General features: G+C 73.3%; 10 protein-coding genes. 3 read left to right on the top strand and 7 right to left on the bottom strand.

What is annotated here, in order from left to right; all coding sequences use genetic code 11:
• Positions 1-4 precede the first annotated feature (4 nt).
• Complete coding sequence (gene aroB / locus GGD89_RS01340) at positions 5-1144, bottom strand: 3-dehydroquinate synthase (RefSeq protein WP_184042288.1); 1140 nt, start codon at positions 1142-1144, stop codon at positions 5-7.
• Entirely contained in the window at positions 1141-1704 is a 564-nt protein-coding gene (locus tag GGD89_RS01335) for a shikimate kinase (protein WP_425503002.1), read from the bottom strand. The genes aroB and GGD89_RS01335 overlap by 4 nt, the downstream gene beginning before the upstream one ends.
• Positions 1705-2103: 399 nt before the next feature.
• Here GGD89_RS01335 and GGD89_RS01330 point away from each other — a divergent pair, with 399 nt between their 5' ends.
• From GGD89_RS01330 to cobN, 3 genes are all read left to right on the top strand, one after another.
• On the top strand, positions 2104-2274 hold the full coding sequence (locus tag GGD89_RS01330) for a hypothetical protein (protein WP_184042335.1): 171 nt from the start codon (positions 2104-2106) through the stop codon (positions 2272-2274).
• A complete protein-coding gene (locus tag GGD89_RS01325; protein WP_184042286.1) occupies positions 2261-4177 on the top strand; it encodes a hypothetical protein in 1917 nt (638 codons plus the stop codon). The genes GGD89_RS01330 and GGD89_RS01325 overlap by 14 nt, the downstream gene beginning before the upstream one ends.
• 67 nt (positions 4178-4244) lie before the next feature.
• Positions 4245-8006: a cobaltochelatase subunit CobN gene (gene cobN / locus GGD89_RS01320; RefSeq protein ID WP_184042285.1), complete on the top strand. Its 3762-nt coding sequence runs from the start codon at positions 4245-4247 to the stop codon at positions 8004-8006.
• 27 nt (positions 8007-8033) lie between these two features.
• Here the strand turns inward: cobN and GGD89_RS20320 are convergent, their stop codons facing one another.
• The 5 genes from GGD89_RS20320 to GGD89_RS01295 form a co-directional block, all read right to left on the bottom strand.
• A complete protein-coding gene (locus tag GGD89_RS20320; RefSeq protein ID WP_184042284.1) occupies positions 8034-9800 on the bottom strand; it encodes a SulP family inorganic anion transporter in 1767 nt (588 codons plus the stop codon).
• A gap of 237 nt (positions 9801-10037) precedes the next feature.
• The gene (locus GGD89_RS01310; protein WP_184042283.1) at positions 10038-10340 is read right to left on the bottom strand and encodes a helix-turn-helix domain-containing protein; all 303 of its coding nucleotides are present in this window, start codon (positions 10338-10340) and stop codon (positions 10038-10040) included.
• A 209-nt stretch (positions 10341-10549) separates the two neighbouring features.
• Entirely contained in the window at positions 10550-11542 is a 993-nt protein-coding gene (locus tag GGD89_RS01305; protein WP_184042282.1) for a glutathione S-transferase family protein, read from the bottom strand.
• A 117-nt stretch (positions 11543-11659) separates the two neighbouring features.
• Positions 11660-12517 carry a phosphodiesterase gene (locus GGD89_RS01300; RefSeq protein ID WP_184042281.1) on the bottom strand — a complete coding sequence of 286 codons (858 nt, stop codon included), beginning with the start codon at positions 12515-12517 and terminating at the stop codon, positions 11660-11662.
• A gap of 105 nt (positions 12518-12622) precedes the next feature.
• Positions 12623-12997, bottom strand: a complete 375-nt coding sequence (locus GGD89_RS01295) for a PilZ domain-containing protein (RefSeq protein ID WP_184042280.1) — start codon at positions 12995-12997, stop codon at positions 12623-12625.
• Positions 12998-13188 lie beyond the last annotated feature (191 nt).

Raw genomic sequence — 13188 nt, 5'->3', positions numbered from 1 at the left:
GCGGTCACGCGAGGCAGGCGGACAGGGTGTCCCGCACCGCGTCGGCGGACACATCCCGTTGAAGATGCGCGCGCCCGATGCCGCGCGCCAGCACGAAGGTGACGCGGCCGCCCTCCACCTTCTTGTCCTTGGCCATGTGACCGATCAGCCGGTCCACGTCCCAGGTCCGCGCCGGGTCGGGGCGGGTCGGCAGACCCACGGCGTCCAGGTGGCGGCGCACCCGCTCCAGGTCCTGGCCCGGGCACAGGCCCAGGCGGTGCGACAGCTCGAAAGCCATGACCATGCCGATGGCCACGCCCTCGCCATGCAGCAGGGCGTCGCCGTAGCCGGCCTCGGCCTCCAGGGCATGGCCGAAGGTGTGGCCCAGGTTGAGGAGCGCGCGTTGCCCGGCCTCGCGTTCGTCGGCGGCCACCACGGCGGCCTTGGCGCGGCAGCTCACGGCGATGGCCTCGGCGCGCAAGCCGGCGTCGCCGTCCAGCAGGGCGGGGCCGTTCCCCTCCAGCCAGTCCCAGAAGGGGGCGTCGCCGATCAGGCCATACTTGACCGTTTCCGCGTACCCGGCCAGCAGGTCGCGGCGCGGCAGGGTATCCAGGGTGTCGGTGTCGGCCAGCACCAGCACCGGTTGGTGGAAGGCGCCGATCAAGTTCTTGCCGTGAGCGCTGTTGACGGCGGTCTTGCCGCCGACGCTGCTGTCCACCTGGGACAGCAGGGTGGTCGGGATCTGCACCAGCGGCACGCCCCGCAGGGCCACGGCGGCGGCGAGGCCGGCCAGGTCGCCCACCACGCCGCCGCCCAGGGCGATCACCGGGGTGCCGCGCTCCATGCCGTGACCGAGCATCGCCTCGATCATCGCGCCCAGGTGCTCCAGGCTCTTGCTCGCCTCGCCGGCCGGGATCACGTGGTCGGCGGCGGCCAGGCCGGCCGCGGCGAGGCTCGCCCGCGTCTGGTCCAGGTAGAGCGGCGCGACGGTGGCGTCGCTGACCACGAAGGCCCGGGTCGCCCTGGGCAGGCGGGCGCGGATCAGGGCCCCGGCGCGCGCCAGCAGGCCGGCGCCGATGTGGATGGGATAGGCGCGCGCGCCCAGCTCCACGGAGACGGTGAGGGGATCGGAGGGCGGGGGGGCGGCGCTGTCCGGGGGTGTCATGGTGTCTGGGTGTCCTGGCTGTCGTCGCGGCCGGTGTCCATCGCCTGGCCGCCGTCCGTCGGAGGGCCGGCGCCGTCGGGCCCGCCCGAGGCCACCGCCGCCAGCACCTGGTTGGCGGTGTGGTCGGCGGAGTCCGGGCCGGTGGTCACCGTCAGGTCGGCCAGGGCGTAGACCGGGTAGCGGCGCTCCATCAGCGCGCGCAGGGTCTCGCGCGGGTCGCCGGTGTTCAGCAGCGGCCGGTGCGTGCGCCCGGCGGTGCGGGCGACCAGGATCTCCAGGTCGGCGCGCAGCCAGACCGAGGTGGCCCGCGCCCGGATGAGCGCCCGGGTGCGGTCGTCCATGAAGGCCCCGCCCCCGGCCGCCAGCACGTGGGGCGGGCCGTCCAGCAGCCGGGCCATGACCTTGCGCTCGCAGTCGCGAAACGCCGTCTCGCCATAGAGGGAGAAGATGTCCGCCACGCACAGGCCGGCGGCCTTGACGATCTCGTCGTCGGCATCCACGAAGGGCCAGCCCAGGCGCGCGGCCATGCGACGGCCGACACAGCTTTTGCCGGCGCCCATCAGCCCCACCAGAACCACCGTGCGGGGCGGGATGCCGGCGGGCGCCGGCGCGCGTTGCGTCGGCGCCGACGGGTCTCTACACTGCCTCGCGGTTGCCATCAACGAACCTTATACACAGGGCCGATGAGGGTCCGTCATCGGCCGTCCCCAGGGGTTGTTTTTGGGTCTGTCACGGGTCTGTGAATGATCGGATCCAGTTTTCTCCGGGGAACCCCGAATCGGTCCTTCGCGGTCACCGTGTCGACCGCTGGTCCTAGCACGAAACCCTCGCGGAGTCGCGGGTCGCGCCATGCGGATTCCTGCCCGAGGCTGTGTAGACCGCCCGTCTGGGCGAGTCCAGCCTCTGCCGGTCCCGCCGCGCCGACGCGGCCCGCGCGCACGAACGGGGAGACCAACGCTGTGAAACGGCGCAGTCGTATCGCCCGCGACGACTCCTCCAGCGTCCTGGCCAAGGCGGTCGGGCTGGTGGTCGTCGGCCTGCTCGTGGCCGGCGGGGTGGTCCTGGCCACGTGGGACATCAAGCCGCCCACCCGGTCGGTGGAGAAGGTGATTCCGAATGACCGATTCTAGGCCGTGGCCTGAGTCTCGGGCGCGTGTTGGCGCCGCGGCCCGGGCGGTCGTGGCGCTGGCCGTGCTGGCCGTACTCGGACTCGCGCCCGGGATCGCGGCCGCCCAGGGGCGGCCCCTGCCGCTGTTGCCCGGGGCGTCGTCCGGACCTGGAGTCGACACCGGAACCGGCGGTGGCGCGCCGCCGCCGCTCGGTCCGGCCCGCGAGATCGCGCCCCCGCCCGGCGGCCTGAGCGACTCGGAACGCGGGATTCCCGGGGACGGCGCCCCGGCGTCGGCGGGTCCGGCCAGCGTGCCGATCACGCTGGGCGCGGTGCGGATCGGGCCCGGCGGTCTGCCCGCCGAGCCCTGGGTGGGCACGCCCCTCAATCAGGCCGTGGGCCTGGTGGCCACGCTGCCGGTGGGCGGATCGTCGCCGGTGGTCGCCGACCTGCGGCGGCGCCTGCTGCTGACCGAACAGATGGCCCCCGGCGCCACGCAGGCGGCGGTCCTGGATCTGTTGCGGGCACGGGTGGCGGTGCTCGACCGCCTGGGGGCGCCGGCCGACGCGGTGCTGGCGCTGACCGACCCGGTACCGCCGGCCATGCGCGACGAGGCGCTGGACCGGGCGCGGCTGCGGGCGCTGCTGCTGGAGGCGCGCGACCAGCCGGCCTGCGCCCTGGCCGCGAAGGTGGGGGCCGGTCATGCCGCGGCCCTGTGGCAGCAGGCGGCGGTGCATTGCGCGCTGCTGGCGGGGAAGGCCGATCAGGCGATGCTGGGGCTGGCCGTGCTGCGCGAGATGGGCGGGACCGCCGACGATGCGTTCTTCCGTCTGGCCGAGCGTCTGGCGGGGCTCGACAGCCCGCCGCCGGACAGCCTGGCCGGGGCCTCGGTGGTGACCTATCGCCTGTTGCGCCGGGCCGAGGGCGTCAGCGCGCCCGCCGACGGCCTGCGCGATGACGACCCCTGGACCGCCCGCACCCTGGCGCTGGCCGGCACCGGCCCGGCCGAGGTGCTGGCGGCGGCGGCGGAGCGCGCGGCCAGCCTGGGGACCCTTTCCGTCGAGACCCTGGGAGACCTGTGGGCGCGCCTGCCCGTGGATCCGCGCGACCTGCAAACCCCGGTCTCCCAGGTCGTGCTGGGCGACCGGTCGCTCGACCGTGCCCTGGCCCATGCCATCCTGTTCCGCGAGACCGATCCGGCGCGCCTGGCGGAGGACCTGTTGCATCCCCTGGAAACGGTGCGCGAGCGGCATCCGGCGCTCTATCCGGTTCATGCCCGCCTGTACGCGCCGCTGATTCGCCGCGTGCCGGTGCTGCCCGCCGTGCCCGTGTTCCTGGGCGTGCCCGCCGGGCGGGCGCTGTACACGGCCGGATCCGTCGAGGCCGGGCGGGTGTGGCTGGCCGACCTGCGCCGCCAGGGGCGGACCGACACCGACGCCGAGGATGCCGCCGCGCTGCTGTGGCCGCTGGCGCGCGTGGCCGACGCCGCGCTGGACGGTCCGCTGCCCACCGACCAGTTGATCCTCTGGCGGCAGGCCCGGGCCGCGCGCCTGGGCGAGGGCGCCGACGCGAGCCGGACCCTGGACCGCGCGCATGTCCTGTTGTTGCGGGTGCTGGAGGCCCTGGGCGCGCCGGTGACCGAGGCCCATTGGCTGCCGGTGCGCACCAACCGGGTGTTCTTCGAGGTGGTCACCATGGACGGCGGCCATCATGATCCCGACCGGCTGGCGGCCCTGGCGGTGGCGGCCGAGGCCGGCCAGGTGGGCGCCGTGGTGGCCAATGTGCTGCTGGCGCTGGGACCCGACGGCCCGGGGGGGGCGTCGCTGGAGACCCTGGGGGCGGTGCTGCCGGCGCTGCGCCGCGTCGGCCTGAAGGCCGAGGCCCGGCGGATGGCTGTCGAGGCGCTGGTGGCGCACGGGTTCTGAAGATCGGGAGGGCTCCCCATATCTCCTGGACTGCCTTGGTCTGTTTGTACGCTTTCCGGGATTCCACATGCATCTTCTCGCCGCCACGCCCGGCGTGGTCACGGACGGCTCCGAGGCCGTGGACCTGGGCCAGGCCCCCGCCGACATCGTCGTCCTGACGTCGGCCGATACGGAAATCGCCTGCCTCAGCGCCGCCCGCGCGCGCCTGGGGCCGGCGGCACCGTCGTTGCGGCTGGCCAACCTCACCCGGCTGGGCCATCACTTCTCGGTGGATCTGTACACCGACGCGGTGATCCGCCACGCGCGGCTGGTGGTCGGCCGGCTGCTGGGCGGGCGCGCCTACTGGCCGCATGGGGTGGAGCGCCTGACCGAGGCCGCGCGCGCCCCCGGCGGCCCGCGTCTCGCCTTGCTGCCCGGGGATTCCCATCCCGATCCGGATCTGGCCGACCGCTCGACGGTGGCGGCGGGCGACCTGCACCGGCTGTGGCAGTACCTGGTGCATGGCGGCGTGGACAACGCCGAACACTTCCTGCGCCGCGCCGCCGCCCTGATCGACGCGCCCGGCCTCGCCGATACCTGGCGGGAGCCGGCGCCGCTGCCCCCGGCCGGCCTGCACGGGCCGGCCCCGGCGGCGGACGACACCCGGCCCCGGGTGGCGCTGGTGTTCTACCGCGCCCTGGCCCAGTCGGGGGACCTGGCGCCGGTGGACGCGCTGCGCGATGCCCTGGAGGCCGAGGGCCTGGCGGTGGCCGCGCTGCATGTCACCAGCCTCAAGGACCCGGTGGCCGCCGGGCTGCTGGAAACGCTGCTGGCCGAGCACCGCCCGGACCTGATCCTCAACCTGACCAACTTCGCCGTCGCAGCGCCCGGCCGCGCCCGCGGCGGTCCCTTCGCCGCGCATGACGGGCCGGTGATCCAGGCGGTGCTGGCCGCCGGCACGGCCGAGGCGTGGCGGCAGGGGCTGCACGGCCTGATGGCCCGCGATATCGCCATGGCCGTCGCCCTGCCCGAGGTGGACGGGCGGCTGTTCTCCCGCGCCGTGTCCTTCAAGGGCCTGCGCCATTGGGACGAGGCCGCCCAGGTGGACGTCAACGGCCATGTGCCGGAACCCGACCGCGTGGCCTTCGTCGCCGCGCTGTGCGGCGGGTGGACCCGCCTGCGGCGCGCGCCGGTGGCCCGGCGGCGGGTGGCCCTGGTGCTGGCCAACTATCCCAACCGCGACGGCCGGCTGGGCAACGGCGTGGGCCTGGACACCCCGGCCGGCACCGTGCGCGTGCTGAAGGCCCTGGCCGGGGCGGGCTACGCCGTGACCGACAGCCCGGCGGACGGCGACACCCTGATGACCCGCTTGCGGGCCGGCCCCACCAACGCCCTGGAGGCCCGCTCCGGCCGCGAGGTCCGGGTGGTCCTGCCCCTGGCGGACTACCGCGCCGCCTTCGCCCGGCTGCCCGAGACGCTGCGGACCGCCGTCACCGAGCGCTGGGGCGGGCCGGAGGACGATCCGTTCTTCCTGCCCGACCGCGCGGGGTTCGCGCTGGCCGTGCTGCCCCTCGGCGGGGTGGTGGTGGGGGTGCAGCCGGCGCGCGGCTATGGCATCGATCCAGTGAGCAGCTACCACGACCCGGCCCTGGTGCCGCCCCACGGCTACATCGCGTTCTATGTCTGGCTGCGTGGGACCTTCGGCGCCCAGGCCATCGTGCACATGGGCAAGCACGGCACGCTGGAGTGGCTGCCCGGGAAAAGCCTGGCATTGTCCGCTGATTGCTGGCCCGAGGCCGTTTTCGGTCCCATGCCCCACCTGTACCCCTTCATCGTCAACGATCCCGGCGAGGGTACCCAGGCCAAGCGCCGTGCCCAGGCGGTCATTGTCGACCACCTGACGCCGCCGCTGACCCGCGCCGAGACCTACGGCCCGTTGCGCGACCTGGAGCGGCTGGTGGACGAGTACCACGAGGCCGCCGGGGTGGATCCGCGCCGCCTGCGGGTGTTGCGCGCGGAGATCCTGTCCCTGGCCGAGACGAGCGGGCTGGCCGAGGACCTGGGCCTGCCCTCGGCCCGCCAGGACTGCGACGCGGCGGCGGCCCAGGCCCTGGCGGCGCTGGACAACCATCTGTGCGAACTCAAGGAATTGCAGATCCGCGACGGCCTGCATGTGTTCGGCCTTTCCCCCGGGGGCGACCAGCGCACCGACCTGCTGGTGGCCCTGGCCCGGCCGCCGCGCGGGACCGGGGCCGAGGATGCCTCCCTCATCCGCGCCCTGGCGGAGGATTGTGGGATGATGGGCACCGAGGACGCGCCCTTCGATCCCCTGGACACCGAGGATCTGGGCCGCCCCTGGACCGGCCCGCGCCCGGCGGTGCTGGCCGACCGGGGGGAGGGCGGATGGCGCTCCGCCGGCGATACGGTGGAGCGGCTGGAGGCGCTGGCCCGCGCCCTGGTGGCCGGGGACGCCGAGGCCGATCCCGCCTGGACCGCCACCCGCGCGGTGCTGGATCAGGTCCGCGACCGGCTGGCCCCGGCGGTGGACGCCTGCGGCGGGGCCGAGGTCGCCGGTCTGCTCACCGGCCTGGAGGGCCGCTTCGTGCCCCCCGGTCCGTCCGGCGCACCCACCCGGGGCCGGCCGGAGGTGCTGCCCACCGGCCGCAACTTCTTCTCGGTGGACAGCCGCACCGTTCCCACGCCCTCGGCCTGGACCCTGGGATGGCGGTCGGCGACCCTGCTGATCGAGCGCTATGTGCGCGACAACGGCGACTGGCCGCGTGCCGTGGCGCTATCCGCCTGGGGCACCGCCAACATGCGCACCGGTGGCGACGACATCGCCCAGGCGCTGGCGTTGCTGGGCACCAAGCCCCGCTGGGAGCCGGCCACCGGCCGGGTGGTGGGCTTCGAGATCCTGCCGCTGTCGCTGCTGGACCGGCCGCGCGTGGACGTGACCCTGCGCATCTCCGGCTTCTTCCGCGACGCCTTCCCGGCCCAGGTGGACCTGGTGGACTCGGCGGCGCGCGCGGTGGCGGCGCTGGCGGACGAGGCCGCCGACATGAACCCGCTGGCCGCCCGGGCGAGGGCCGATGCCGCGCGCCTGGAGCGCGAGGGACTGACGCCCGATGACGCCCGCCGCAGGGCCGGCCACCGCGTGTTCGGCGCCCGCCCCGGGGCCTACGGGGCCGGGCTTCAGGCGCTGATCGACGAACGCGGCTGGGAGACCGACGCCGATCTGGCCGCCGCCTGGCTGGCCTGGGGCGGACACGCCTACGGGGCGGGCGCGGCCGGGGCCGAGGCGCGGGGGCTGCTGGAAGAGCGGCTGACCCGGGTGGACGCCGTCATCCACAACCAGGACAACCGGGAACACGATCTTCTCGACTCAGACGACTATTACCAGTTCGAGGGCGGCATGGCCGCCGCCGCGCGGGTGCTGTCGGGGCGGACGCCGGCGGTCTATCACACCGACCACAGCCGCCCGGATACGCCCCGCGTGCGCACCCTGGAGGAGGAAATCGCCCGCGTGGTGCGCGCCCGCGCCGCCAACCCCAAGTGGATCGCCGGGGTCATGCGTCACGGCTACAAGGGGGCGTTCGAGATGGCCGCCACTGTGGACTACCTGTTCGCCTTCGCCGCCACCGCCCATTGCGTGAAGGGTCACCATTTCGATCTGCTGTTCGACGCCTACCTGGAGGATCCGGCGGTGCTCGCCTTCCTGCGCCGGTCCAACCCGGACGCGCTGCGCGAGATGGCGGCGCGCTTCCAGGAGGCGCTGGACCGGGGCCTGTGGCGCTCGCGCCGCAACGACCGGGCGGACCGGCTGGCGGCGCTGCTGGACGGCGAGGGGTGAGAGGTGAGAGGTGCCGCCGGGCCGCCCTCAGGCGGGTCCCTTGGCCGGGGGTGGCGGTGCCGCCAGCGCGGCGTGCGCCTGGACCACGGCCTCGTCCACCGTCGGCGCGAAGGTGGCCAGCGGCGGCCGCACCCCATGGGTCTCCAGGGTGCCGCGCACGCCCGGGGACGTGCCGCTCAGCACCACGTGGACCTGCGCCCGCCGGGCCTTGCGGGCCAGGCCGCACAGGGTGTTGGCGGCCGACGAATCCATGACGGGAACGCCGCTGAAGTCCAGCACCAGCGCCTTGTGGGCGGCGGCGATGCGGTCCAGCACCGACCCAACCGTGGAGGCGGCGCCGAAGAAGAACGCGCCGCTGAGGCGGTAGACCACCACGCCCGGGTCGACGGCCGGATCCCGCTGGTAGGGGGTGCGCTCGGCCGGCGCGCCGTCGGGGCGGTCCTCGGCCACGGGCGGCATGGGGTGGGGGGGGGTGTGGGCCTCCACCGAGACGGCCTGCGACATGCGGTGGATGAACAGCAGCGCGCCCAGCGCGAAGCCCACCACAATGGCCTCGGTCAGGTCGCGGAACACGGTCAGCAGGAAGGTGACCAGCAACACCGCCGCGTCGCCCCGGCTTGACCGCAGCAGGGTGAGGAACGCCTCCTTCTCCACCATGTTCCAGGCGACGATGGCCAGCACCCCGGCCAGCGCCGCCAGCGGGATGAACGAGGCCAGCGGCGCGGCGATCAGCACGAAGGCCAGCAGCACCAGGGCATGGATGAGGCCCGCCACCGGGCCGTGGGCGCCGGCGCGAATGTTGGTGGCGGTGCGGGCGATGGCCCCGGTGACGCACAGGCCCCCGAACAGGGCGGCGCCGATGTTGGCCGTCCCCTGGGCCACCAGTTCGCAGTTGGAGCGATGGCGCCGCCCGGTCATGCCGTCGGCCACCACCGCCGACAGCAGGGATTCGATGGACCCCAGCAGGGCGAAGGCGATGGCGTTGGGCACCACCGCCTCAATGCGCGCCCAGTCCAGCGGCGGCAGGCCGGGCAGCGGCAGGCCCTGGGGGATGCCGCCGAAATGGCTGCCGATGGTGGCCACCGGCAGGTTGGCGAGCGTGGTGAGCAGGGCCGCGCCCACCACGGCGATCAACAGGCTGGGCCAGGCCGGCCGCCAGCGCTTCAGGCCGGTAATCACCGCCATGGTGCCGAGCGCCACGGCCACCGCCGCCGGGGTCACCGTGGGCAGGCTGTGCCACAGCACCGGCAGCTTGTCGAATAGGGGCCCCGGTTCCGGACCGCCCAGGGTCAGGCCCAGCAGATCCTTGATCTGGCTGCCGGCGATGATGACGGCGATGCCGGCGGTGAAGCCCACGGTCACCGGGTAGGGAATGAACTGGATGTAGGTGCCCAGGCGCAGCAGCCCCATGGCCATCAGGATGCCGCCGGACAGCAGCGTGGCCAGCAGCAGGCCGTCGACGCCGTGTTGCTGCACGGTGCCGGCCACCAGCACGATGAAGGCGCCGGCGGGACCGCCGATCTGGAAGCGGCTGCCCCCCAGCAGCGAGACCAGGAACCCGCCGACGATGGCGGCATACAGGCCCCGGTCCGGGCTGACGCCGGAGGCGATGGCGATGGCCATGGACAACGGCAGCGCCACCACCGCGACCGTCAGCCCGGCGAGGGCGTCGGCGCGCATCTGGGCCAGTCCATAGCCCTCGCGCAGCACCGTGACCAACTTCGGGGTGAACAGGTCAAGGAACGAGGGAGACGCGGCGGCGGGCGCGGCGGGGACGGACGGGGGCGTGCGCATGGAACGGACCTGACGGCGATGGGAAGGGGGGGCGCCTGACGCGCCCGGCGTATCCCGAACCACCAAAGCCCGCCATGCATGATCATGGCGGGTCCCGACTCGAACGGCGGAGAGCGGCGGGGGCATCCCATCACCCGGCCCGATGCGGAGGGCGGGTGGCGCCTACGGGTGGCGCCGGTTCAGAAGGCCAGGCCGGATCAGAGTGACGTTGGCGCCACTCGGACAATCGCGCGCGGCTTAGGCGGCGGCGCGAGTCCAGAAGGTATCGAAGGGCAACGGGTCGTACAGCCGGCCCAGCGCGTCGGCCATCATGTCGTGGCGCACGCCCAGGGCCAGCGCCCAGCGGCTCATGTCCTCGATCGACAGGCGCACGGACCCGGCCTCGATATCGCTCACCAGCGCCTCGGAGACGCTCAGCAACTGCTCGGCCAGTTCGGCGCGGGTGATCTCCTGGCTTTCGCGCAGGTTACGCAGGTACACACCCCCGGCGCGCATGCGGCCACGCGCTTCGGTACTTATGATCAGACCTTCCTCGGTCATGCCCACGGCATCCTCCAGGATCAGAAAACGGATCGGGATGGCTCCGGGACAAAAAGGTAACGGATTTGGTGAGGCTTTGTCTTGCCTGGCCGCCGCATGGCTGTCATGCAAAGTACACATTTCTCGACAATGGCATACAACCCGGAGCATGACGCATGCTCCGCTTGGTTCGGCCGGGGCAGGACCCAAACACGGTTCGGCCCCCGGACTCAAGCGCTCATTGGGGGGACGTTCCCTTGAAGGACTCGCCCCGCCGCCGGCAGATGGTCGCGGCCGTGCGGGCGGGTGAAGTCCAGCGCGGGACCCAGGGGCACGATGCCGGCGGGATTGAGGGTGCGGTGGCTGGCGTAGTAGTGGGTCTTGATGTGCCCCATGTCCACGGTGTCGGCCACGCCGGGCACCTGGTACAGCTCGCGCACATAGCCTGCGAGGTTCGGCAGATCCTCGATGCGCGTCTGGTTGCACTTGAAGTGCCCGTGGTACACGGCGTCGAAGCGGATCAGGGTGGTGAAGGCCCGCCAGTCGGCCTCGGTCAGGACCTCGCCGAGCAGATACCGCCGCGTGGCCAGGCGCGCGTCCAGGGCCATCAGGGTGTCGAACAGGGGGCGCGCGGCTTCCTCGTACGCCGCCTGGGTGGTGGCGAAGCCGGCCTTGTAGACGCCGTTGTTCAGCGTGTCGTACAGCCAGGCGTTCATCGAGTCGATGGCCGGGCGCAGCGGTTCCGGGTAGAAATCCGGTCCCGAGGCCAGCGCCCCGAACCCGTGATTCAACATGCGGATGATCTCGCCGCTCTCGTTGTTGACCAGCGTTCCGGTCTTGCGGTCCCACAGCACCGGCACGGTCACCCGTCCGGTGTAGTCGGGCTTGGCCGCCGTGTAGACCTGATGCAGGAACCGGGCGCCGTGGACCGGGTCCGCGCCGGCCGGGATCTCCCAGCCGTTCGCCAGCATCAGCGGATCGACGACGGTCACCGGGATGGCCTCCGTCAGTCCCTTGAGGGAGCGCAGGATCAGGGTGCGATGCGCCCAGGGACAGGCCAGCGAGACGTAAAGGTGATAGCGGCCCGCCTCGGCCGGAAAGGGGGTGCCGCCATCGGCGCCGATCCAGGCGCGAAAGGCGCTGTCCTGGCGTTGGAAGCGGCCGCCCGAGGACTCGGTGTCGTACCACCGGTCATGCCAGACGCCGTCGACGAGCAGACCCATCACGCCTCCCCGGGCTTGGGTGGACCCGAACCCCCTTCACCTGAGGACGAGGCGCCCGGGTCGCAAGGGCGGTCCCGTCGAGGCGTCGACGGGAGCCGGCGCCCTCCGTCCGCCCGGTCACGCGGCGGCGATGGTGTTGAACAGGGGCATGGCGTCGAGGGTGGCGGCGGCCTCGGCGGCCTTGTCCTCCATGCTGTAGAGGGGCGCGCCGGGGTCGGCCACCCGCTCCTGGTGCAGGCAGACCGCGCCGTCGCGGATCAGCGCCACGGCATAGCCCGGCGGGTCGAAGCAGCCCAGCACGGTGGGATCCTTGCCCAGGGTCAGCGCCACCTGGTGGTTGGTCCCCGGCACCGTCGAGATGGGCATGCCGCGCCAGCAGGCGGTGATGGGCCGGTGCAGGTGGCCGTGGAACAGGTGGCGCACCCGGCCATGCGCCGTCAGCAGGTCGCCCAGTTCGCGCGCGCCCACGGTCAGGCGAATGCGGTCCATGGCGGCGATGCCCGTTTCATAGGGCGGGTGATGCAGGCCCACGAACACGTCGCGATCCTTGTGTTCCTCCAGGCGGGCCTGCACCCACGCGAGCCGGGTGGCGTCCAGGCGCCCGGCGCCCAGCCCCGGCTCCAGGGTGTCCAGCATCAGGAACACGCCCTCCGGGGTGTCCACCGTGTATTGCAGATAGTCGGGATCGCCCATGGGCGCGTCCGTGAACACCCGCTTGAACGGCGCCCGGGCGTCGTGGTTGCCCAGGCCCAGGTGGACCGGCATCGGGCAGGCGGCCAACAGGTCCCTGACGGCGCGATAGGCCGCGTCGCCGCCATCATGCACCAGGTCGCCGGTGATCCACAGGAAGGCCGCGTCGCCATGGTGGCGATGGACATGGTTCAGCACGCGGGCCAGATTGTCGCGCGGGTCGCTGGCATACAGCGTGCCCGGCGCGGCGACCACATGCAGGTCGGACAGGTGAACGATCTTCATGGTCGGGGTCCGTTATCGGGAGAGGAGCGTTCCGAACACTCACGTGGGGTGGCCCGGTGGCGCCGTCCAGCGACCCTTCGGTGACAGGGCGACCGAGGGCCGGGTTCACCGCGCGGGATCGGCCGGCGCGCCGGTCGCGTCGGGGGGCTGCTGAAGGCGGCGTTCCAGCCGCTGCAACAGAAGGACCTGGCGCTCGTCCTCGATCAGGAACCGAAACGCCACCTGACCGTCGGACACCCGCGCCACCTGCGCCCGAAACCGCCCCAGGGACCTGACATAGATGATGGCCTCGTCGCCGATGCGGGGTGCCAGGGCGGTGTTGACCAGCAGGCCCGAGCCCGACACGTCGCCGATGGCGCACGAGACATCGTATTCGGAGTCCAGGATCAGCTTGGCGGTTTCCGGCAGCTCCCAGCGCGGATGGTCGCGCCGATCCTGGTCCGACGCCGTGCCGGTGGGCTCCGGATGGGTGCTGGTCATGGCCCGTGTCCCCCGATTTGTGCGTGGCCGCCGGTCCCCCCGGGGCGCGCGCCCCGCGTGCCTGCCCGGACCCAAGCATGGCAAGGCAACCGGGTGCCCGCAACGGTTTTTGGCCGCCGGATGAGTCCGACTCGACCGCCGGCGCCGCGCCGAGGACCCGGCGGGGTGGCCGCCCAACGGTAGCATTCCAG

This window comes from Roseospira visakhapatnamensis (genome assembly GCF_014197915.1).
GTDB classification, from domain to species: Bacteria; Pseudomonadota; Alphaproteobacteria; order Rhodospirillales; family Rhodospirillaceae; genus Rhodospira; species Rhodospira visakhapatnamensis.
This window is presented reverse-complemented; position numbering and strand designations above follow the sequence as displayed.